The following is a 22,351-nucleotide window of genomic DNA, read 5'->3' as shown; positions in this document are numbered from 1 at the left end:
CGTGGTTGTCCGATCGTCATAAGGAGAGGGGAACAGCCGTGGACTTCCGGATCGACGCGGTGCGCGCGAAATTTCCGGCTTTGTCGCTGACCGACAAGAGCCGCCGGCGCATCTATCTCGACAATCCTGCCGGCACGCAGGTCCCGCAGGCGGTGGCGGATGCAGTATCGCGTTGCTTGCTGACCACCAATGCCAACCTCGGCGGCTTCTTCGAGACCACCGTTGCAGCACAAGACATCGTGGACGAGGCCCACCTGGCGATGGCGGATTTTCTCGGCGCTGCGAGCCCGCAAGAAATCATCATCGGTGCCAACATGACGACATTGACCTACCACATGTCGCGAACGCTCGGCCGCACGATGAAGCCCGGGGACGAGATCATCCTCACCCGCATGGACCATGAGGGCAACGTCTCGCCCTGGCTGCAACTGGCAGAAGACCTTGGCCTTGTCGTGCGCTGGCTGCCTTTCGACCAGCAGAGCTGGCAGATCGAGGAGGCGGCGCTCGCCGCGCTGCTTTCCGAGAGGACGCGGCTCGTCGCGCTCAACTACGCCAGCAATCTCACCGGGTCGATCAACCGGGTGAAGGCGTTGACCGGCATCGCCAGGCGGGCTGGTGCGTTGGTCTACGTCGATGCCGTCCAGTTCGCGCCGCATGGCCTGATCGACGTCCAAAACCTCGGCTGCGATTTCCTGATCTGCTCGGCTTACAAGTTCTTCGGCCCGCATATGGGAATTTTGTGGGGCAGGCTGGACGTTATCGATGCGCTTAAGCCGTATAAGTGCCGTTGCTCGTCCAATGCCTTGCCGGAGCGCTTCGAGCTTGGCACGCCGCAAATTGAATTGATGGCCGGCCTGTCGGCGGCTGTCGATTATTTTGCCGAGTTGGGCGCGGCAGCCGGCCCGCAAGGATCGCGTCGGTTGAAAATCGCCAAGGCCTTCGAAGTTTCAATCGCTTACGAGAACCCGCTGACGCGACAGCTGATCGGCGGTCTGTCGGATATTGCCGGCCTGACCATCCACGGCATCACCGATCCGAAGCGGATCAATGAGCGTGTGCCGACGGTGTCGTTCACTGTCGAAGGCATCGTGCCGGAGACGATCGTGCGGCAGATGAATGCCGAAAACATCTTCCTGTGGTCCGGCCACAACTACGCCTGGGAGATCGTCCACCAGCTCGGCATTCCGGCCGAGCAGGGGGTGGTGCGCATCGGCATCGCTCATTACAACACTTCAGCCGAAATCGACGAGACGCTGGAGAGCGTGCATCGCGTTGTCGCCATGCTGAGGCAGGAACGATCCTGAGCGGCCCTCGCGGGCGGATCATCGCTTGTGGGCGCCGCCAAAACCGGTGAGGAAGGCGGTGAGATTGTCGCCGAGCTCGTCGCAGAGATAGCCGCCTTCCTGGACGATGACCGTTGGCAGGCCGAGCCCGGCGATCACCTCGCCAATGCGCGAAAAACCAGGCGTGCTCACCGACAGCCCGCCGAACGGATCGCCTTCGAAGGCATCTAGCCCCAGCGCCACCACAAGCGCATCGGGCGAGAAGGCGTTGATGCGCTGGAACGATGCCTCCAGCGCTTCGAGGAACGCTGCATCGCCGGATTTGCGCGGCAGCGGCAGGTTGAGATTGTAGCCGAGGCCGGCGCCTTCGCCGCGCTCGTCGCCATAGCCCCAGAAAAACGGGTAGAAGCGCACCGGGTCGGCATGCAGCGACACGGTGAGCACGTCCGGCCGGGCATAGAAGATGCCTTGCGTGCCGTTGCCGTGGTGCAGGTCGACATCGAGGATCGCCACCCGCGCCGCCTGCTTGCGCAGAACCTGTGCAGCGACGGCCGAATTGTTGATGAAGCAGAAGCCGCCGGCGACATCGGCAAAGGCGTGATGGCCGGGCGGCCGGCACAGCGCATAGGCGGCCGGCGCTCCCGACATCACCGCCTCGGCGGTTTCAACCGCGCTCCAGGCGCTCCAAAGCGCGCTCTGCCACGTCTCGCTGGAGATCGGGCAGGCGGTGTCGGCCATGTGGTAGCCGGCCTGGCCGACCGCCGAGGCCGGATAGGAGCCGTTCCGCGCGATCGGATGGATATTGGGGATGACCTCGGCCGAGGCGCCCTCGATGCGCTGCCAGCGCGCGAAGATATGCTGGAGAAAATCGAGGTATTCCGGCGTATGCACCGCCGCAATCGGGCAGAGCCCGTGATCCCGCGGCCGTTCGATCGTGCAGCCGGCAGCCTTTGCGCCGGCCAACAATCGCTCGACCCGTTCCGGCCTTTCCGGATTGGGCTGCGGCGCGCCGCTTGAGAGGAACGCCTTCGGGTCGTGGCGCTTCTGTTCTTCGGCATAGAAGGCTTTCATGTTGGCTCCTCCGGTGCATCGGCGAAGGCGAAAAAGGCGTCGCCGACGATCTTCTGCACCTGCTCGTAGCTCGACCAGGCAATGCCCAACCGTTCGTAAAAAGCCTTGGCGGTCTCGTTGTCGGTATCGACGGACAGCCTGAGATAGACGCCGCCTGCCTTCCGGCATTGCGCCGCGACCCGGCGCAGCAGGCGCTCGCCGATCCTGCCGCCACGAAAACGATCCTCGACATAGAGGTCCTGCACATAGACGCCGGGCCGTCCCATCCATGTCGAGAAGATCGGAAAATACAAGCAAAGCCCGGCAAATTCGCCACCGACTTCGGCGATCAAGGTCGAGAAGGCAGGCTTTTCGCCAAAGCCATAGGTGCGGAGATCCTGAGCTGTCGAGGTGATCTCCTGATGTGCGCCGACATGCGCGCCGAGCCGCAGGAGCGCGGCGTGGATGGTTTCGACGTCCTCAACCCGGCCGGGGCGGATGACAATGTCTCTTGACGGTGGGTTGGTCACGGCCGCATCTCAGAACGCCACGCGGTCGCCGCCCTTGAGCGCCAGCATCTGCCGTGCCTCGGCCGGCGTTGCGACGTCCAGCGACAGCCCTTCGAGCACGCCGCGGATCCGGCGGACGTGGTCGGCATTGGACTTGGCGAGCTGGCGCCCGTCGTAGAGGCTGTCCTCCAGCCCGACGCGGACGTTGCCGCCCATTGCCGCCGCAATCGAGATCATCGGCATCTGGTGGCGTCCGGCGGCCAGCACCGAAAACCGGTAGCTCTCGCCGAACAGTTTGTCGGCGATGCGCTTCATGTGGACCAGGTTTTCTGGATCGGCGCCGATACCACCCAATATGCCGAACACGAATTGGATGAACAATGGTCCCGACACCAGCCCGCGGTCGCGGAAATGCGCAAGCGAATAGAGATGGCCGACATCGTAGCACTCGAATTCGAAACGCGTGCCACAGCCGCGCCCAAGCTTTTCCAGCACCGTCTCCATATCGGCAAAGGTGTTCTTGAAGATCGTGTCACGGGTAGCCTCGAGCAGCTTCGGCTCCCATTCGTGCTGCCATTCTCGCGGCCGCTCGAGCATCGGGAACAGCGCAAAATTCATCGAACCCATATTGAGCGAACACATTTCCGGCTCGGCCCTGAGCGGCGCGGCCAGCCGCTGGTCGAGCGTCATCAGCGACGATCCGCCGGTGGTGATGTTGATCACCGCATCGGTCGCCTGCTTGATGCGCGGCAGGAACTGCATGAACACCTCGGGGTCGGCGGTCGGCCGCCCATCCTTGGGGTCGCGGGCATGAAGATGCAGGATCGAAGCGCCGGCCTCGGCGGCGGCGATCGCGTCTGCGGCGATCTGGTCCGGCGTCACGGGCAGATGCGGCGACATCGACGGGGTGTGTACCGACCCGGTGACGGCACAGGTGATAATGACTTTGCGCGGTGCCATGGTCGCCTCAACCTTCGACCGGCAGGTCGAGCTCGCCGGCCAGCACCTCGAGCGAGTCGCCGATGATGGATACGATCTCGCCGATCTGCGCGGCGGTGACGATCATCGGCGGCGCGACCATGAAATTGTCGCCGTCGACACCGCCCTTGACCTTGCGTCCGTAGATGATCAGGCCGCGCTCGTAGGCGAGGTCGAGCAGATGCTGGGTGGCCTTCTTTGCCGGCTCGATCGGCCTCAGCGTTTCTGGGTCGGCGACCATTTCGGCACCGGTGAGCAGGCCCTTGCCGCGGACGTCGGCGATGAACGGAAACCGCTTCGCCAATCCCTTCAGCTCGTCCATCAATAGCTCGCCCATGACAGCCGCGTTGGCGATCAGGCCGAGGCGATCCATTTCGCCGAGTACGGCGCGCCCGGCGGCGCAGGCGAGCGGGTTGCCGGCGTAGGTATGGCCGTGCTGAAAGCCGCCCGATGCGAGCAAAGGCTGCACCAGCCGCATCGGTGCCGCCAGCGCGCCGAGCGGCGCGTAGCCAGAGCCCAGCCCCTTCGACAGCGCGACGATGTCGGGCTTGCAGTTCCAGTGGTCGCCGCCGAGGAATTTTCCGGTGCGGCCGGCACCGCTCATCACTTCGTCATGGATGAGCAAGATGCCGTAGCGATCGCAGATCTCGCGGATACGCGGATAGTAGCTGTCCGGCGCCACCAGTGCTGCCGTGGCAGCGCCGCCGACTGGCTCCATGATGAAGGCGAGCACGCTCTGCGGTCCCTCGGCGAGGATCTTTTCCTCCAGCATGTCGGCGTAGCGGATGCCGCGCTGTTCCATCGAAAGATTGTCGCGGTCGCGCCAGGCGATGGGCGCCGGCACGGTCGGCATCATCTGCATCATCGGCACAAATGTTTCGGACAGCGCATCGTCGCCGGTAACGGCGAGCGCGCCGAGCGTGCCGCCATGATAGGAGGGAAAGCGCGAGATCACCTTCCAACGGCTGGGCTGGCCGGTGGCGACCGCCCATTGCCGCGCCAGCTTGATGCAGGATTCGGTCGCTTCCGAGCCGCCGGAGACAAAGAAGATGCGGTCCATGCCTTCAGGGAGTTTGGCGGCCAGCTGCCGCGCGAGCTCCTCGGCCGGTTCGTTCTCGAAATGCAGGCGGTAGGCGAAGGTGGCGCGGTCCATCTGCCTTTTCATCGCGTCGAGCACGTTGCGATTGGAGTGGCCGATATTGGCAACCATCGGACCGCTCGATCCGTCGATGAAGCGGCGGCCATCCTGCGTCCACATGTAGATGCCTTCGGCGCGGTCGATCAGCGGCCGGCGCAGGCTGGATAGATAAAACAGATGCGAGGCTTCGCGAGTTTCCGGGGCAGGAGACTTCAACATGTCATGGCTTTCCAAGATAGCGGTCGAGGACATTTCTGGTGACGCGCTCGACCATCGCATCCTGCCTTAGCAGGCCGGCAACCCATTCGCAGCTTCCGGCGTGAAACACCTCGCCTTTGCCTCGCGGGAAATTGACGATCATGCCGTTGCCGCGTTTGACCTTGTCGAGGTTGGCATCGCTTGCCTCGCCGAACAGCGTCTCGGCGGTGAAGCGTCCGTCCTCGTCGCCGAGAAACTGGTCCTCGAACGCAATGTCGGCGCTTTCCTCGACCTGGCTCGCCATGCCGACGGCCAGCACTTGCAGCCCGTCCGGTGCACCGCTGTCGGGCTTGGGGTAGGGCAGGCCGCCGCGGATCTCGAAATCGAGCCCGTCGACCTCGTAGCCATAGACATGGCTGTCGGCGCCGAGCAGGTCGCCATAGTAGATGCCGGTGCCGGCAAACGCCCAATGCTCCGGCCGGTAGACCGGAAAGCCGCGTACGCCGCGCGGCGCGCAGCCGCCCCAGCCGGCATAGACGCCTCTTGTCGCGTTGAGGCCGAAGGTCGCCGCACCCGGCCGGCCGATTTCCGGCGCTTCCCAGGAATTGGTGGCGCGCCTTATATCGCCGCCGCGATAGGCCGGGTCCTCGGCGCGGGCGCGGTATTTGTAGCAGACCTGCCGGCGGCCTTCGTCCTCCAGCCTGGTCTGCCACATGAAATTGCCGGCAAAGCGCGCCGCATGACCGCCGCGCTCGACATAGGTGTCGACCGCATCGCGCATTTCCCAGGTCCAATATTCGTCGTGGCCGACCAAGACGACGCAGTCATAGCCGTCGAGAATGTCGGGCGAAAAATGCAGATCGTGCTGGCTGGCGAGATCGACGGCGTAGCCGGCACGCTCGGCGAAGCGGAAGAAATGGCTGTCGTAGCTTGCCCAGCCGGCTGAGGCGTATTTCTTCGAATGGCCGGTGGCAAAGGCCCATTCCATGTGCGGATAGCGCGGCACGGTTTTCGGCGGCACCGCGACTTCGAGCGGCACGCGCGGCGCATCCTTGGGCAGCACGACGAAGCCGCGGCACCAAGGCCGCTGCGTCGACACCATTCGTGCATATTGGTCCCGGCCTGGCCCGGTGATGCCTTCGTAATGGTTGGAACCGCCCCATGTATTGTAGGCGAGCCAGGTGCCGGTGGCCGCCACCTGCAGCACACGGCCAGGCTTCTTGCCGGGCTGCGGCGCGACGATAAAAAGATGGTGGCAGCGGATCGGCTTGCCGTCCCGGCCATCTGCCGTCAGCGTCACGCGATAGGCGCCGGACGGCCAGTCGTCGCCGATGCGAAACTCGAACGACGCTTGCCAGCCGCAGCCTTCGACCGAACATTGGTCCGGCGTATCTTGCCAGCGCGCCGCGATTCCGGTCCCTTCGAACATTGTCGTTTCCGCGCCGCCGTCGCGGATGATCGCGATGCCGAAACCGGCGGCCGTCGAACTGACATGCAGTGCCACCATGTCGCCAGGACGATAGGAAAAACGGTCGCTGTAGCACCAGATTTCGCCGCGCCCGCCATCCATACCGGGCCATTCCCAGTAATGGCTGCGCACCGCCTGGCGTCGCTGCTCCGGCGTCAGTCCGAAATCGGGAAACTCGGTCGGCGGATGGTTCATGGACACCGCTAAGGTCGAAGGCCGCCATTTCCGCCATCCGCCGGCCAAGCGTCAATTGGAAACGATCGGGCCAGCCATTGCCGGGCTGCTCCCTTGGCCTTGCCTGACAAACAGACTATCTCACAAAGGGCGGCCTTGTCCGCCACGGGAGCCGATATGCTGAGAGTGCAAAAGGTCAGGGTCAACGATATCTACGTGCCGACGGCGCGCAAGAAGACGCTGCATCCCGAGACCGTCCGCCATCTGGCCGAGGACATTCTGGAAAACGGCATGAAGATGCCGATCCAGGTGCGCCATGACGGCAAGCGCCATATCCTCGTCGAAGGGTTGCATCGGCTGGAAGCGGCCAAGTGGCTCGGCGAGACCGAGATCGACGCCTATCTGGTGCAAGCCAAGCGCCACTGAAGCCACTTATTTCCGTCGTTCGAATCTCCTGTCCCGCGGATTTTTTCGCGGGCCGTGTCGGCTTGCGTCTTGTCGGTTCGTCCTAGACACGAAAGCCAAAGCCGACATGTGAGGAAACACCATGACCACCAAGCTCGACATCGCCCCCAACTCCGATCGCGAGCTGGTTCTCGCGCGCATCATCGATGCGCCGCACGAGAACGTCTATCGCTGCTGGACCGAGTCAAAGCTGTTGACGCAATGGTTCTCGCCGAAGCCGTGGATGACGCCGCGCGCCGAATTGGATGTGCGGACCGGTGGCTCCACCCTTGTCGTCATGGCCGATCCCGACGGCAAGGAGTTCCCGAATCCAGGCATCTTCCTCGAAGTCGTACCGGGCAAAAAGCTCGTCTTCACCGATGCCTATACGAAGGCGTGGGAGCCGTCCGAAAAGCCGTTCATGACGGTCGTGCTGACCTTTGAGGACGAGGGCGAGGGTAAGACCCGCTACATTGCCCGCGTCGCGCATTGGTCGGTCGCCGACCGTGAACAGCACGAGAAAATGGGTTTTCACGAGGGCTGGGGCCAGTGCGCCGAACAGCTTGAGGAGGTCGCAAAGCGACTTTGATGCAAACGGGAGAGGGAGACTGACGTGTCCAGATCGGTATTTTTCGCCATATTCGCCTCGGCCGCCGCGCTATTTGCCGCGCCGGGCACCATCAACGCAGAGGAGGCCAAGCCCGCCATGACGACCGCAACCGCAACACTGCCGACGCCGGAAAAATCCGGCCTGCTGCCGATCAACGGCCTGAACTATTATTACGCCGTCTACGGCAAGGGCGAGCCGCTGCTTCCGCTGCATGGCGGCCTCGGCACGACCGACATGTTCGCGCCGATCCTGCCGAAGCTTACCGAGAACCGCACCGTCATCGGCGTTGACCTGCAGGGCCATGGCCGCACCGCACTCGGCGACCGGCCGCTCAGCCTGGAGGCGATGGGCGACGACATGGCGGCGATCGTCAAGGCGCTCGGCTACGACAAGGTCGACGTCATCGGTTATTCGCTGGGTGGCGGCGTCGCCTTCCGCATGGCCGTCCAGCAGCCTGAAACGGTGCGCCGCCTGGTGCTGGTCTCGACCGGCTATGCCGCGGACGGCTTCTATGCCGAGATGCGTGGCCAGCAGGCACAGGTCGGTGCGGCGATGGCCGACATGATGAAGGACACGCCGATGTACAAATCCTACGTCGCGGTTGCGCCGCATCCGGAGGATTTTCCGAAACTGCTCGACCAACTTGGCGCCTATATGCGCAAGGACTACGACTATTCGGCCGACGTGCCGAAGCTGAAAATGCCGGTGATGCTGGTGTTCGGCGACAGCGACATGTACCGGCCCGAGCACGAGATCAAGTTCTATCAGATGCTCGGCGGCGGGTTGAAGGACGCCGGCTGGATGCGCGAGAACCTGTCGCAGAACCGCCTGGCGATCGTGCCGAACCGCACCCACTACGATGTGTTCTTCGCGCCGGAACTGACAGCTGCCGCGCCGCCGTTCCTCAATGGCCAGACCAAGGTCAAGACCTGGGACGAGGTCGTCAACGAAACGAACTGACGCCCAGTCAATTGTCTGCCGGCCGTCTTCCGCGAGATGGCCGGCATGTCGCCCATGGGGCCTTGGCCCGGCGCATCGGCCAATCGTGTATTGGCCGCATCACAGCTATAGATGGCGCCATCAAAGCTTTTCAATTGACGCTGCCACGCCTATCGATAGGTATGCCGCCTATCCTCACAGGGCAGGGACGCGGGTGATGGCAAGATATCAGGGCGGGTGTTTGTGCGGTGCGGTGCGCTACCGCGCCGAGGCGGCACCGATCAATGAGCGCGTCTGCCATTGCCGGTTGTGCCAGAAGGCGCTGGGTGCCGCCTTCAACGCGCGCGTGCTGTTCCGCATCGACGATGTGACGGTCGACGGACCGCTGGCGACGGTGAATTCCTCGCCCGATCTCAAGCGCGGCTTTTGCCCGCGCTGCGGCACGACGATGTTTTCCCGGCGCGATTCCGCCGGCATCATCGGCATCACCACCGGCTCCCTCGATGAATCCCTCGGTGTTCAGGCCTGAGATGCATATCTGGACCGCCTCGAAGCAGCCCTGGGTGCAGATCGATGACGGCCTGCCGCAATATGAAGGCGCGCCACCTCCGGCTTGAGGTGAAATCTGGACAAAATTTAATCCAAAGCGACACGAGATAGCCGGCAAAGCGTCATTGGCGGGCCATCATTGCTGCCTATCTATTGCGTGCGGGCGGCAGTCGAGGAGGCGACGGAATGAACGACAGCATCAACACCCTGGACGAGCTCTTGAGTGATCCGATGATCAAGCTGGTGATGGAGCGCGACCGCGTGCAACCGGCAGAACTTCGTACGCTGCTCGAAGAAAAGGTCCGCCGGGTAGACGATGATGCGCCGGTCAACGATCGCTTTGTACCGCCGGCCCACCTGATGGCCACGACCTGTCACAAGCTGTGGTTGTGCAGCTAGGGTCTTGAAGCGGTCAGCCGGAATTTGCCGGCAAGTAGCTGTAATGGCTGCGGAAATAGGCAAGCGTGAAGCCGAGGCGCGCATAGTTGCGATAGGCCGGCCCGTCGCGTTCGGCGCGCGGCGCCTCGATATCGGCCACGAACAGTTTTGCACCGGCCGCAAGTCCGTCGCGCACCATCGCTTCGCCGAGCATTGCATCGAGGTCGAAGCTCGGCGCCATGATGCCGGGCACCGGCGCGTCGATGCCGCTCCAGGCCATGCCGTCGGCGCCGATGAACATCGAGCGCACCGCCGCCACCGCGTCTTCCCGCCGCAGCATGTAATGATGCCAGCCGCGCCGGCCGGCCAGCGCCAGCAACCACGGTGAGGTCGGCAACCGATATTGCCTGTCGATGAACCCAGCCCATTCCCTTGCCGTTGCCGGCGTCACCCGCTCGACCGAGGCATCCTCCGTCGGGAAAAGCGGCTCAGCGGGCAATGGCGTCGCGTCGCGAAAGATGCGTTCCCAGCCGCCCTGACGTTGCAGGCCGCGCGCCTCGAGCCAGCAGCTGAGCGTCGCGGGCTCGGTGTGTGGGTTGGTGTAGAACCAGGGCCGCAGAATGCCGGCGTCGCGATAATGCGCCAGAAGCGCGTCGAGCCGGCTCTCGGTGGCTGCGCTATCGACACCGAAATTCTTGACGCAGTTGAAATGGATGAACGGGATCGTCGTGCAGGTGGTCCAGACGAGATCGCCATCTTCGGCGATGGCAAGGCCTTGCCTTGCGGCAAAGTCTGCCGGGGCGGCGCGATAGAGATCGAGCCACGCATTGACCTCGGCGCGTTCGATGGCGCGACTGAGGTTGCGAGGTATCTCGTCGACCCCGATGGCGGGCGAGCATGGCTCCGGCGGGACTACGGGCTGCAATTCTGACAGGGCGGCGGGCTGCATGACGTCCTCCACGTGGTGCCTTACACCGTAAGATTAGTAGAGACTAATCTCATGCCGTGAGTTGTCAAGCCGAGGCAGCGACGTGGCCGGACATTGGAGGGACAGCACACCTCCGCCCGGCCAACGTCCCGCTGCAAAGCCCTAACAATTCGATTCAAACTTTGTTGGTAGTTTCTTGTTAGGAATCCAGCTTGGTTTGTCCGGCGGCGTTGTCCTGCCTTCGGTCTGTTGTGTTTTGCGTACAGGTCCAGATGCGGTCATCAGGCGTCGTCATCTTCTCGATCGCAGCGCTGTGCCTTGCCGGCTGCACGTCGACCTCCGGCGTCGATGCGCTGCAAGTGCCGTCCAGCGAGACCACCAGCTCGGTTGTGCGCCCCCCCGCGCCGGTGGCATCCGTGGCGAAAACTGATGCTGCGCCCGCTTTTGCCGAACAGGAGCAGGACGAACAGCCGGTCGCGATGGACGTACCCGATCAGGACGTCGAACCGCCGGCCGAGGTGATCGCGCTGATGTCGCCGCCGAAGCGGCTGACACGCGCGGCACCAGCAATGCTTGCCGAACCGGTCACGCGCTATGGTTTTCGCGATGCCAAGCCGATCAATTTCGGCAAGTCCTCCTCGCCGAGGCGTCTCGCCGTCCACGGCGTCGACGTTTCGCGCTGGCAGGGCAATGTGAACTGGGGAAAGCTGCGTGCCCAGGGCGCCAATTTCGCCTACATCAAGGCCACCGACGGCGGCGATCATCTCGACCCGATGTTCACCAGGAACTGGCGCGGTGCCGATGCCGCCGGCCTCAAGCGCGGCGCCTACCACTTCTTCTACTGGTGCCGCACCGCCGGCGAGCAGGCCGATTGGTTCATCCGCAACGTGCCGCGGGTCGAGGGTGCGCTGCCGCCGGTGATCGACGTCGAGTGGAACGGCGACTCCAGCTGCAAGCGCCGCCCATCGCGGCAAAAGGTGCTGGAAAAGATGCAGGTGTTCATGGACAAGCTCGAGCGCTACTACGGCCAGCGGCCGATCATCTACACCGCGCCCGACTTCTACCGTGACAATCTCAGGGGCGCCTTCCCCGATTATCCGTTCTGGCTGCGCGCCGTGGCGGCGCACCCGTCAAAGGTCTATCCCGACCGCAAATGGCTGTTCTGGCAATATTCCGGCTCCGGCCTGTCGCACGGCGTAAGAGGCCGCATCGACCTCAACGTGTTCCGTGGCGATGAGCGCGCCTGGCGCGACTGGACTGGCGGACGGCAGATGGTGGCCGAGGCGGAGTAGCGCGGCAGCTTCTTCCTTCTCCCCTTGTGGGAGAAGGTGGATTGGCGCGCAGCGCCGAGACGGTTGAGGGGTGTTGGACGGAGCGCCGCCGGTGCCAAGCTGGAGCACCCCTCATCCGACCTCGCTTCGCGAGGCCACCTTCTCCCACAAGGGGAGAAGGGGAGGCGCCGCGCCATCCCCTTTGGTTGGTCTCGAACGTCGGCCCTTATCTGAGGATTCCTTGGAGGTCGTCCCCAGGATTGGATAACGTCGCCCCATGCCGCATCAGCCCGTTGCGCCCACCAAACGTCGCTTCGCCCGCTCAATGCGACGCGAGCCGACGGAAGCGGAAGACCGCCTGTGGCACGAACTGCGCGGACGCAGACTCGACAGAATCAAATTTCGGCGTCAGGTCCCCGTCGGCAAATTCATCGCCGATTTCATTTGCGCCGAGGCCAGACTGATCGTCGAGATCGACGGCAGCCAGCATGCGGATTCGGACTATGACCGGGAGCGGGACGCCGAACTTAAGGCGAGGGGCTTTCGTGTACTGCGTTTCTGGAACGACGACGTGCTGCGGGATCTGAACGCCGTCTGTGACACCATCATCGCCTACGTACGGGACGAGAGCTTGCAGCCTTGGCGGTAATAGCGCGCTCTTCCCTTCTCCCCCTGACAAGGGGAGAAGGTGGATTGGCGCGCAGCGCCGAGACGGTTGAGGGGTGTTGGACGGAGTGCGTCGGTGCCAAGCTGGAGCACCCCTCATCCGACCGAGCTTCGCTCGGCCACCTTCTCCCACAAGGGGAGAAGGGAGAGGCGAACACGTCCCTCGCGGCTAGTCGCCGGCACGGATGATTTTGCCGCTGGTGGGGCTTAATTTTAAGCTACTTCAATTCGTGGGTGCTCACGCCAGTGAGGTTTTTCCTTCATTACTTTATGCGCAAAGGAAAAATCCTTCCTCCGTGCTGCGATAAATCTGTTAGCCCATTGTATTTGAAGAGCATTCAGAAAAATAAGGATGTCCTTGGATATCGGCGCGTATTGAGAATCGACAAGCATTGCGATTTTCATTTTTGCCTGTTCTAGTCTTTCCTTCGCATCTAAAATCACTGACACACCGCTTTGAAGCGGAAGAGCGCCATCCACGAAAACCTTCAGTTGGATTTCACTTATTTTTTGCTCTGCCTTGGCACGTTCTTTATGAAAGCCGTCGATGATCGTAGGACACAAAAAACCTAGGACGAGATCCGAAGATATCGGTAAATAAATTTCGATCCCTGGTACACCTAGTCCAATATTTCCGTACGGTCCAAAGTCGTTGTAATTGTGCATTACGAGCGGATTGTCTGAGATGTATAATTCTCCGGCGCAACACTTTTTTAGCAAGATCAATTTCTTGGTTGTCAAGTGTCCTGCAATCTCATCCAATTTATCGAGGTTCATTTTAAGGAGACAAAATTTTTCATATTCTTCGTCCGAAAAATGCTCGGGAATGTCGTTCGTTTTCAGATCGGGGAACCGAAGTTTGACATCTTGAAATATGCCAGAGTAGCTTTGACGCGACGACTTCGAGCGAAGGTGCTGCACAACCACAAAACAACAGAGCGTTGCCAAATCCATGGGGCTTAAGGCAGATACGGTCTCGTTAGCTATTATGCTTTCAAGAACAGGTTTTGCTAGGTTCTCTACGTGGGTGAACTTGCTTTCGAAATCCAGGTAAAAATTACCTTTTAAGCGGACGACATTATAATCCGCTTCGCCCATAATATTGCGTGGGTTAGTTCGAAATTCTTTGCAGGTCGATTTGTCAAAGACATGACATTGTCCTTCTGCGCAAAAATTGCGCAGAAGGAATTGTGGAACATAGTGCTGGTTCTCACGCGGCATCGATCCTCAGCTACACCCGCTCGTGGCCCCGCACGTATCGCACTTCTCGCAAGTCCCGTTCCGCACCATCGTGAAATTGTGGCATTCCGAGCATTCGTTGCCGGTGTAGCCCTGCATCAATGATTGCTGGCGCCGGTTGGCGGCGAGCGCTTTGGCTTCGGCTGCTTCTTTCGCGGCCTCGTCGGTGAACAGCTCCGTCGGGTCGGAGGCTTCCGCGTAGACGATGTCCTCGACCAGTTCCCTGGCGCGCTCCTCGTAGTCGCGCTTGTAGGCGATGGCTTCGTCGCTGGCCGGCTTCAGCGTCAGCACGTTGGAGCCGGAGAAGGCGGTCGGGGCGGTACGGGCTGGAGTTCCGGAGCCGGAACCCGCAAAGCCTTTCGGCTCGGCGCCCGACACCAGCTTGACCGGCGAGGCGCCGCGGGTCAGGCCCTTGGAGAAGGGCGTTGCCTTGCCTTCGTTGATGCCGCGCCCGAGCGCAGTCTTGTCGAAGTCCGACTGGTCGACATGGGCCAGGTCGTGGCGGCCGAGATAGGAGACGGCGAGTTCGCGGAAGACATAGTCGAGGATCGACGTGGCGTTCTTGATCGCGTCGTTGCCTTGCACCATGCCAGCCGGCTCGAATTTGGTGAAGGTGAAGGCCTCGACGAATTCCTCGAGCGGCACGCCATATTGCAGGCCGAGCGAGATGGCGATGGCGAAGTTGTTCATCATCGCCCGGAAGGCCGCACCTTCCTTGTGCATGTCGATGAAGATCTCGCCGATACGACCGTCATCAAACTCGCCAGTGCGCAGATAGACCTTGTGGCCGCCGACGACCGCCTTCTGGGTATAGCCCTTGCGGCGGTTCGGCAGCTTCTCGCGGTCACGGTAGAGACGCTCGACGACGCGCTCGACGATCTTCTCGGTCACCTGAACGGCGCGCTGTGCGGCCGGCGCCGCGATCAGCTGCTCGATGGCTTCGTCCTCGTCGTCTTCGACGTCGGCGAGCAGCGAGGCATTGAGCGGCTGCGACAGCTTCGAGCCGTCGCGATAGAGCGCGTTAGCCTTCAGCGCCAGCTTCCACGACAGCATGTAGGCGCCTTTGGCGTCTTCCACCGTCGCGTCGTTCGGCATGTTGATGGTCTTGGAAATGGCGCCGGAGATGAAGGGCTGCGCCGCCGCCATCATCATGATGTGGCTGTTGATCGACAGCGAACGCTTGCCGATCTTGCCGCACGGGCTGGCGCAGTCGAACACCGGCAGGTGTTCGGCCTTCAGGAACGGCGCGCCTTCCAGCGTCATCGCCCCGCAGACATGGATGTTGGCGGCCTCGATATCTTTCTTCGAAAAACCAAGCGCCGGCAGCATCTCGAATGAGAAATCGTTGAGCTGCTCGTCGGTGAAGCCGAACGTCTCCTTCACCCAGTCAGAGCCCAGCGTCCACTGGTTGAAGACGAACTTGATATCGAAGGCCGACTTCAATGCCGCATTGAGCGCGGCGATCTTTTCGTCGGTAAAGCCTTTTGCCTTGAGCGAGCCAGGATTGATGCCCGGCGCCTGGTTGAGATTGCCGTGGCCGACCGCATAGGCCTCGATCTCGGCGATCTGGCTCTCGGAATAGCCGAGCGTGCGCAACGCTTCCGGCACGGCGCGGTTGATGATCTTGAAATAGCCGCCACCGGCGAGCTTCTTGAATTTTACCAGCGCGAAGTCGGGCTCGATGCCGGTGGTATCGCAATCCATCACCAGGCCGATCGTGCCGGTCGGGGCGATCACCGTTGCCTGCGCGTTGCGGTAGCCATGCTCCTCGCCGAGCTCGATGGCGCGGTCCCAGGCGGCCTTGGCACGTTCGGCAAGCTCCTGCTGCCTGAGATCCGAGGCGACCAGCGGCACCGGATTGACGGCGAGCTTCTCGTAGCCGTCCCTTTCGCCATACGCCGCGCGGCGGTGATTGCGCATGACGCGCAGCATGTTCTGCGCGTTGCGGTCGTAGTCGGGGAAGGCGCCGAGCTCGGCGGCCATTTCGGCCGAAGTGGCATAGGCGGTGCCGGTCATGATCGCGGTGAGGGCGGCGCAGATGGCGCGGCCCTCGTCGGAATCATAGGGAATGCCCGAGGTCATCAGCAGGCCGCCGATATTGGCGTAGCCGAGGCCGAGCGTGCGGTATTCGTAGGAAAGCTTGGCGATCTCCTTCGACGGGAACTGCGCCATCATGACGGAGATTTCCAGCACCATGGTCCACAGCCGAACCGTGTGCTCGTAGGCTGATATGTCGATGGTTCCGTCGGCGTTGCGGTAGGGCAGAAGGTTGATCGAGGCCAGATTGCAGGCGGTGTCGTCGAGGAACATGTATTCCGAGCACGGGTTGGACGCCCGGATCGCACCGGCCGAGACGCAGGTGTGCCAGTCGTTCATCGTCGTGTTGAAATGCAGGCCCGGATCGGCCGACGCCCAGGCGGCATAGCCGATCTTTTCCCAGAGATCGCGCGCCTTCAGCGTCTTCAGCACCTTGCCGTCCTTGCGGGCGGTGAGATGCCAGTCGCCGTCCTGCTCGACGGCGCGCAGGAAATCGTCCTTCAGCGACACCGAATTGTTGGAGTTCTGGCCGGAAACCGTGAGATAGGCATCCGAATCCCAGTCGGTGTCGTAGGTCTTGAACGACATCGAGGTGTAGCCCTGCCTGGCGAACTGGATGACGCGGTAGATGTAGTTCTCCGGCACCGCGTCCTTCTTGGCCGCCTTGATCTCGCGCTTCAGCGCGGTGTTGACCGCCGGGTCGAAGCAGTCGTCGCCATTGCCTTCGCAGTTGATGCAGGCCTTCATGATCGCTTCGAGATGCTTCTTGACGATCTTCGAGCCGGTAACCAGCGAGGCGACCTTCTGCTCCTCATTGACCTTCCAGTCGATGAATTCCTCGATATCGGGATGATCAGCGTCGACGATGACCATTTTCGCGGCGCGACGCGTGGTGCCGCCCGACTTGATGGCGCCCGCCGCGCGGTCGCCGATCTTGAGGAAACTCATCAGCCCCGACGAGCGGCCGCCGCCCGACAGCTTTTCGCCTTCACCGCGCAGGAACGAGAAGTTGGAGCCGGTGCCGGAGCCGTATTTGAACAGGCGCGCCTCACGCACCCACAGGTCCATGATGCCGCCTTCATTGACGAGGTCGTCCTGCACGCCCTGGATGAAGCAGGCATGCGGCTGCGGATGCTCGTAGGAAGACTTCGACTTGGTCAGCTTGCCGGTGAACGGGTCGACATAGAAATGGCCCTGGCTCGGACCGTCGATGCCATAGGCCCAGTGCAGGCCAGTGTTGAACCATTGCGGCGAGTTCGGCGCGACGCGCTGGGTGGCCAGCATATAGGCGAGCTCGTCGCGGAAGGCGCGCGCGTCTTCCTCCGACTTGAAGTAGCCGCCCTTCCAGCCCCAATAGGTCCAGGTACCGGCAAGCCGGTCGAAGACCTGGCGGGCGTCGGTCTCGGAACCGTAGCGCTCGGCTTCCGGCAGCTTGGCCAGTTCAGCCTCGTCGGCGACGGAGCGCCACAGGAAGGAGGGGACTTGCGTCTCTTCGACCTTCTTCAGCCGTGCCGGGACGCCAGCCTTGCGGAAATATTTCTGCGCCAGGATATCGGCGGCAACCTGGGAGAACTGAGCCGGCACGTCGATGTTGTCCAAGCGGAACACCACCGACCCATCCGGATTCTTGATCTCGGAAAGCGCCTTGCGGAATTCGATCTCCGCATAGGCAGATTGTCCTGGCTTGGTGAAACGACGCTCGATGCGCATTGGTCCGGTCCCTTTTGTCTACATATAGCGCTTTTCCCCGAGGATTTCTGCCCTCTTGAGGAAACGCGCATGTCCGCCATCTGCCGGCGTTCGAAAACCGCCGGCTCTCATCGTCACAGTCTCCGCCGCCGTGCCGGTCGAACCTCTTGCGAGGCCGCTGTCCAACGCGCTCACGGACCCTGTGGTCCCTCAAAACTGAAAACTTTTTGTAACGCCCTCGGTCGAGGGAGCTTCACATTATCTAGCGTCGAACCTACCTGCAAACACTAAATATAGTATTAACAGACAATTTATTCAAGTCCGACAATCCTCCCCTTTCGCCCCCCAAGGCTTCAAAATCCCACGCCTTCGCCGGCCTCGTAAACAGGCGGGAATGCGGCTCAAAACGCACATATTCCGGGAAAAAGACCGGCCTCGAAACTTTTCCGGTCGCACTCTCAACAAGAGCGCATGGCCTATAAAAGGCGACTCGTTTTGCGGCGTCAAGGATTCGTTTGCGTAGCTTTTATGACCCCCACATCTTGTGTGTCACACATGTGGATAACGGGGATAGAAGAGGAGCGCAAGGAAGGGTCGGCTTTGGGTGGAGGCGCTTCGGCAACGACGTTCATAGCACCTGAGCGATAGGCTATGCGCGACTGAGACTCAGGAGAACCGATGCGGATCCGCGCAGAAATGGGCGATGATCTGGCTGAGGTCGGGTTCGTTGACCATGCGCACAGCCTCGGCGGCGCTGACCCATTTGCGGCTGCGTGCCCGCTTTTCCTTCCACCGGTCGGCGACCTTGTCGACCTGCAGCGGGAACACCAGGACCTCGCACGGCACTTCCTCGCCGGTAGCCAGCAGCTTGGCATAGAAATAGCGGCCGGCCTCGTGATGCGAGATTGTGCCGCTCAGGCCGGCCTCCTCGCCGGCTTCGCGTGCCGCCGCTTCGCAAAGCGGCTCCTTCGCTTCCGGCCAGCCCTTGGGAAGCACCCAACGGCCGGTATCGCGGCTGGTGATCAGCATGATTTCCACGCCGTCGCCGCTATCGCGCCAAGGCAACGCTGCAACCTGAAGGCGGTACGGCACCGCGCCGAAGAGTCGCCGGACCCTTTCGGCCTTGTGGTTGTGCGTCGTTGGCCTCGTCAACATCGGAGAAGCTTGCCCCAGCTTCCAGAATCATTTGCCGTCTCACGAATCTTACGGCTAATTATAAGCAATGAAAGTAAAAAATGTTTCACGGATCGGCCAGATTCCGTCAATCTGCGCCGATCTCAGCCTAATGGCGCGACTGCAGCAGCGTCGCGCCACGCCTTTATCGGTGTGCGGAGGTCCCCTGGGCGGACTCGGTGCATCAAGCGGCGTTGCCGCGAATCAGCCGGCGTGATCGTCGGCGATCGGCTTCTGGTAGGTGAAGCCCATGTCCCAGGGGAAATAGATCCAGGTGTCCTGGCTGACCTCGGTAACGAAAGTGTCCACCATCGGCCTGCCTTTCGGCTTGGCATAGACGGTGGCGAAATGCGCCTTAGGCATCATCGCGCGCACGATGCCCGCCGTCTTGCCGGTGTCGGTGAGGTCGTCGATGATCAGCACGCCGGCCCCGTCATCGGCGAGCAGCGCCGGCGTGACCTCCTTCAGCACCTGCAATTGCCCCTGGCTGGTATAATCGTGGTAGGAGGCGACGCAGACCGTCTCGATGATGCGGATGCCAAGTTCGCGCGAAATGATAGCCGCCGGAACCAGGCCGCCGCGCGTGATGCAGACGATCGCCTTCCATTGCCCCTTGTTGGCGCCGGCAAGCCGCCAGGCGAGCGCGCGCGCATCGCGGTGGAACTGGTCCCAGGAGACCGGGAAGGCTTTTTCGGGCAGGGACATCTTTCGCGCACTCCGCAAAGCGCGCATCGCGCGCAGACACTATGGAATGCGCGCGGAATTAACTGGAAAGGCTTGGCCTTGGCAAGGGCGCGGCAAAGCTATTGTCCTGCCAGCTATCCCTGTGAACCTACCGCGACAGGAAAGCCGCCACCGGGGCGGTGCGCAGCACCGTTCGCGTCACCCCGCCGAACAGCAGCTGGCGCAGCCAGGAATGGCTGTAGGCGCCGAGCACGAGCAGGTCCGCACCCGATTCGGCGACCCTGGTCTGGATGATGTCGTCAACGGAAGCGCCGCCGGACCTCAGCACCGAGACGCTGACGGTCGCGCCATGCCTGGACAGCGAGGCGGCGATCTCTGCGCCGGCTGTTTCCGGCGCCTCGTCGAGCGTATCGGGCGGGTCGATGACGACGATGTCCGTCTTTTCGGCCTCGATGATGAAGGGCAGGGCATCGAAGGCCGCGCGCGCGGCTTCCTTGCTGCCGTTCCAGGCGAGCAGCACGTGCTTGAAGCTGGTCACCAGCGGACCCGAATGCGGCACCACCAGCACCGGCCGGCCGGCATCGTAGACCAGCGTGTCGACGTCGGCGCTCGGATCGCTGCCCGATTCGCGCTGCGCGGCGATGATCAGGTCCGCGGTGCGAACGGTCGAGATGCCGGTCAGCGCACTGTCGCCGGAAAAACTCTCGAGACTGCGCCACTCGAACGACAGGCCGGAATCCTCGATGCGCCTGTGAAAGGCGGCCTGCAACTTCTCGGCGCGCTCCCGGTTCATATCGGCGGAAACCTGCAGGAACTCGGTGTCCGGAAAGCCGGTAGCCGAGGTGTAGGGCACGGGCAGCGCCTCGGCATGGATGCCGATCAGATGGCTCTGGAACCGGCCGGCCAGCGGGATCGCGCAGTCGAGGACGCGCTCGGCATCCTGTTCGTTCTGTAGTATGGCGACGATGGTCTTGAAGCGCATGGCAGTCCCTCACTTCTTACGGCGATCCCATCCGTGACAAACGTCACTGCGCGATGCTGGTTCCGTCAGGCCGGCCGATCAGCCCACTCGGCTTGCCTTGATCAAGCCCGCCACCATAGCCTCTACGTCGGCGCGTGCGGAGTCCAGCGCCTGCTGGCTGCGGGCGCGCACCACCAGTTCCGTCCAGAACTTGCCGTCGCCATACTTCGGGTAGGAGCCGATGATCGTGTCCGGATTCGCCTTCTGGATGTCGCCCAGCGGCCCGCCGATCAGGCCTTCGCCGAACGGGCATTCCACGGTTGCCGACAGCATTTTGGTGCCGGCCCGCAATGTCGGCACGACATTGTCGAGCATCGCCTGGAAAATCGCCGGCACGCCGGCCATGACATGGACGTTGCCGATGCGAAAGCCCGGCGCAACCGATACTGGATTATCGATGTGGTCTGCCCCGCGCGGCATCCGCGCCATGCGCTTGCGCGCTTCGGTGTATTCGATGCCGCGGGCGGCGTAGCTTGCCTCCAGCAGGGCGTAGGCCTTGGCGTCGTATTCGCATGGCACGCCAAAGGCCTTGGCAACCGAATCGGCGGTGATGTCGTCATGCGTCGGGCCGATGCCGCCGGTGGTGAAGACATAAGCATAGCGGGTGCGCAGCGCATTCACCGCAGCGACGATCTCGTCTTCCTCGTCCGCAACGATGCGCACTTCCTTCAGGTCGATGCCGATCGCCGTCATGATGTCGGCGAGGTGGCCGATGTTCTTGTCCTTGGTGCGGCCGGACAGAATCTCGTCGCCGATGACGAGCATGGCGGCGGCGACGATTTCGGTCATGACTGGCTCCGGCAAACGGGTCGCCTGAGATAGCGCGGCAAACGGCCGGCGGCAATGCCGCCAAACGACGGATCTACCTGTGCCACCTCCCTTGCAGTGCACCCGTCGGCGGGTGATGCTGCGTGCCGGTTTGGAGCCCTGAGCAAGACATGCCGGCATCGATTCTGCTATGGCTACCCGGCGCGCTGTTTCTGCTGGCGCTCGTCGTGGCAGCCTATCCGATGCTGGCGACGCTGCGGATCGCGGCGAAGGCCGAAAGGCTGGTGCCGGCCAGTGGCAAATTCATCGAGATCGACGGCCACCGCATCCATTATGTCGAGACGGGCGAGGGGCGGCCGGTCGTCTTCCTGCACGGCCTCGGCGCGCAGCTTCATCAATTCGGCCACACGCTGTTCGGACGGTTCGGCCCGAACTATCGGCTGATCGCGCTCGACCGTCCGGGCTCCGGCTATTCGGTGCGGGCCAGGGGCGCCAGCGGACGGCTGCCCGAGCAGGCCGAGATCGTGCGGCATTTTATCGACGCGCTTGGGCTGGAAAAGCCGCTGATCGTCGGCCATTCGCTGGGTGGCGCCATCGCGCTGACGCTGGCTATCGAGCATCCAGAGGCGATTTCCGGCATCGCCTTGCTGGCACCGCTGACCCATCTGGAGCCGGACGCGCGCGAGAAGTTCGGCCCGCTGTACATTAAGTCGCCGCTGCGGCGCCGGATCATGGCTCATACGGTGGCGATCCCGGCGGCTCTCAAATATGCGGAAGCGACGCTTGCCTTCATCTTCGCGCCGCAGACGGCGCCGGCCGACTATATGGTCGAGGGCGGCGGCTGGTGCGGGCTGAGGCCAAGCCATTTCTATGCAACGTCGACCGATGTCGTGGCCATCGAGCATGACCTTGGCCGCATCGAGCAACGCTATCGCGAGATCACCATGCCGGCCGGCATTCTGTTTGGTGCTTCCGACCGCGTGCTGGGCATCGATATCCACGGCTGGCCGGTGATGGAAAAGATCAGCGGGCTGCATTTCGAGCCTGTCGAGGGGCTTGGCCACATGCCGCAATTCGTCGAGCCGGAACGGGTCGTCGCTTTCATCGAACGCATTGCCGAGCGCGCATTTGCGCCGAAGTCCGACACCGGCAGCTGA

Annotated in this window: 20 protein-coding genes and 1 pseudogene; 9 read left to right on the top strand and 12 right to left on the bottom strand. The window is 62.5% G+C overall.

Going from position 1 to position 22,351, the window contains the following annotated elements; genetic code table 11:
* Positions 1 to 38 precede the first annotated feature (38 nt).
* The gene (locus NKH16_RS03095; RefSeq protein ID WP_352745656.1) at positions 39 to 1,304 is read left to right on the top strand and encodes a cysteine desulfurase-like protein; all 1,266 of its coding nucleotides are present in this window, start codon (positions 39 to 41) and stop codon (positions 1,302 to 1,304) included.
* An 18-nt stretch (positions 1,305 to 1,322) separates the two neighbouring features.
* Here NKH16_RS03095 and NKH16_RS03090 read toward each other — a convergent pair whose 3' ends face one another.
* The 5 genes from NKH16_RS03090 to NKH16_RS03070 are packed head-to-tail and all read right to left on the bottom strand — an operon-like array spanning position 1,323 to position 6,819.
* Positions 1,323 to 2,354, bottom strand: coding sequence for a histone deacetylase family protein (locus NKH16_RS03090; RefSeq protein WP_352449419.1), 1,032 nt, complete (start codon positions 2,352 to 2,354; stop codon positions 1,323 to 1,325).
* On the bottom strand, positions 2,351 to 2,863 hold the full coding sequence (locus tag NKH16_RS03085; protein WP_352745653.1) for a GNAT family N-acetyltransferase: 513 nt from the start codon (positions 2,861 to 2,863) through the stop codon (positions 2,351 to 2,353). Before NKH16_RS03085 ends, NKH16_RS03090 begins: the two co-directional genes overlap by 4 nt.
* Positions 2,864 to 2,872: 9 nt before the next feature.
* Entirely contained in the window at positions 2,873 to 3,802 is a 930-nt protein-coding gene (gene kce / locus NKH16_RS03080) for a 3,5-dioxohexanoate:acetyl-CoA acetone transferase (RefSeq protein ID WP_352684230.1), read from the bottom strand.
* 7 nt (positions 3,803 to 3,809) lie between these two features.
* Positions 3,810 to 5,177: an aminotransferase family protein gene (locus NKH16_RS03075; RefSeq protein ID WP_352684232.1), complete on the bottom strand. Its 1,368-nt coding sequence runs from the start codon at positions 5,175 to 5,177 to the stop codon at positions 3,810 to 3,812.
* Between the two features lies 1 nt (position 5,178).
* Positions 5,179 to 6,819 carry a N,N-dimethylformamidase beta subunit family domain-containing protein gene (locus tag NKH16_RS03070; protein WP_352684234.1) on the bottom strand — a complete coding sequence of 547 codons (1,641 nt, stop codon included), beginning with the start codon at positions 6,817 to 6,819 and terminating at the stop codon, positions 5,179 to 5,181.
* Between the two features lie 156 nt (positions 6,820 to 6,975).
* Here NKH16_RS03070 and NKH16_RS03065 point away from each other — a divergent pair, with 156 nt between their 5' ends.
* The 5 genes and pseudogenes from NKH16_RS03065 (at position 6,976) to NKH16_RS03045 (ending at position 9,739) form a co-directional block, all read left to right on the top strand.
* Positions 6,976 to 7,224 (top strand): ParB N-terminal domain-containing protein, encoded by a 249-nt coding sequence (locus NKH16_RS03065; protein ID WP_023674751.1) that lies wholly within the window; start codon positions 6,976 to 6,978, stop codon positions 7,222 to 7,224.
* 121 nt (positions 7,225 to 7,345) lie between these two features.
* Positions 7,346 to 7,831, top strand: coding sequence for an SRPBCC family protein (locus tag NKH16_RS03060; RefSeq protein WP_352745651.1), 486 nt, complete (start codon positions 7,346 to 7,348; stop codon positions 7,829 to 7,831).
* Positions 7,832 to 7,855: 24 nt separating this feature from the next.
* Positions 7,856 to 8,812: an alpha/beta fold hydrolase gene (locus NKH16_RS03055; RefSeq protein ID WP_352745648.1), complete on the top strand. Its 957-nt coding sequence runs from the start codon at positions 7,856 to 7,858 to the stop codon at positions 8,810 to 8,812.
* A gap of 196 nt (positions 8,813 to 9,008) precedes the next feature.
* Positions 9,009 to 9,408 (top strand): annotated as a pseudogene (locus tag NKH16_RS03050) (GFA family protein).
* 118 nt (positions 9,409 to 9,526) lie between these two features.
* Positions 9,527 to 9,739 carry a hypothetical protein gene (locus NKH16_RS03045; RefSeq protein WP_352745645.1) on the top strand — a complete coding sequence of 71 codons (213 nt, stop codon included), beginning with the start codon at positions 9,527 to 9,529 and terminating at the stop codon, positions 9,737 to 9,739.
* Positions 9,740 to 9,752: 13 nt separating this feature from the next.
* Here NKH16_RS03045 and NKH16_RS03040 read toward each other — a convergent pair whose 3' ends face one another.
* Positions 9,753 to 10,667 (bottom strand): hypothetical protein, encoded by a 915-nt coding sequence (locus NKH16_RS03040; protein WP_352874676.1) that lies wholly within the window; start codon positions 10,665 to 10,667, stop codon positions 9,753 to 9,755.
* Positions 10,668 to 10,918: 251 nt separating this feature from the next.
* Here NKH16_RS03040 and NKH16_RS03035 point away from each other — a divergent pair, with 251 nt between their 5' ends.
* A complete protein-coding gene (locus NKH16_RS03035; RefSeq protein ID WP_352874677.1) occupies positions 10,919 to 11,938 on the top strand; it encodes a GH25 family lysozyme in 1,020 nt (339 codons plus the stop codon).
* A gap of 256 nt (positions 11,939 to 12,194) precedes the next feature.
* Positions 12,195 to 12,566 carry an endonuclease domain-containing protein gene (locus tag NKH16_RS03030; protein ID WP_352614081.1) on the top strand — a complete coding sequence of 124 codons (372 nt, stop codon included), beginning with the start codon at positions 12,195 to 12,197 and terminating at the stop codon, positions 12,564 to 12,566.
* Between the two features lie 230 nt (positions 12,567 to 12,796).
* Here the strand turns inward: NKH16_RS03030 and NKH16_RS03025 are convergent, their stop codons facing one another.
* The 6 genes from NKH16_RS03025 to NKH16_RS03000 form a co-directional block, all read right to left on the bottom strand.
* The gene (locus tag NKH16_RS03025; RefSeq protein ID WP_352614080.1) at positions 12,797 to 13,804 is read right to left on the bottom strand and encodes a DUF4238 domain-containing protein; all 1,008 of its coding nucleotides are present in this window, start codon (positions 13,802 to 13,804) and stop codon (positions 12,797 to 12,799) included.
* 6 nt (positions 13,805 to 13,810) lie between these two features.
* Positions 13,811 to 17,569 (bottom strand): vitamin B12-dependent ribonucleotide reductase, encoded by a 3,759-nt coding sequence (locus NKH16_RS03020; RefSeq protein ID WP_352898321.1) that lies wholly within the window; start codon positions 17,567 to 17,569, stop codon positions 13,811 to 13,813.
* 645 nt (positions 17,570 to 18,214) lie between these two features.
* On the bottom strand, positions 18,215 to 18,703 hold the full coding sequence (locus NKH16_RS03015; protein ID WP_352453488.1) for an NUDIX hydrolase: 489 nt from the start codon (positions 18,701 to 18,703) through the stop codon (positions 18,215 to 18,217).
* A 222-nt stretch (positions 18,704 to 18,925) separates the two neighbouring features.
* Positions 18,926 to 19,426 (bottom strand): xanthine phosphoribosyltransferase, encoded by a 501-nt coding sequence (gpt, locus tag NKH16_RS03010; protein ID WP_023674762.1) that lies wholly within the window; start codon positions 19,424 to 19,426, stop codon positions 18,926 to 18,928.
* Between the two features lie 127 nt (positions 19,427 to 19,553).
* Positions 19,554 to 20,387: a universal stress protein gene (locus NKH16_RS03005; protein WP_023674763.1), complete on the bottom strand. Its 834-nt coding sequence runs from the start codon at positions 20,385 to 20,387 to the stop codon at positions 19,554 to 19,556.
* A gap of 78 nt (positions 20,388 to 20,465) precedes the next feature.
* The gene (locus NKH16_RS03000; RefSeq protein WP_352898318.1) at positions 20,466 to 21,215 is read right to left on the bottom strand and encodes a competence/damage-inducible protein A; all 750 of its coding nucleotides are present in this window, start codon (positions 21,213 to 21,215) and stop codon (positions 20,466 to 20,468) included.
* A 149-nt stretch (positions 21,216 to 21,364) separates the two neighbouring features.
* On the opposite strand from NKH16_RS03000, the gene NKH16_RS02995 reads away from it, so the two are divergent.
* The gene (locus tag NKH16_RS02995) at positions 21,365 to 22,351 is read left to right on the top strand and encodes an alpha/beta fold hydrolase (RefSeq protein WP_352898315.1); all 987 of its coding nucleotides are present in this window, start codon (positions 21,365 to 21,367) and stop codon (positions 22,349 to 22,351) included.

It is taken from the genome of Mesorhizobium sp. M1307 (assembly GCF_040318155.1).
Taxonomy (GTDB): Bacteria; Pseudomonadota; Alphaproteobacteria; order Rhizobiales; family Rhizobiaceae; genus Mesorhizobium.
The sequence above is the reverse complement of the archived record's forward strand: the minus strand, read 5'-3'. Positions and strand labels throughout refer to the sequence as shown.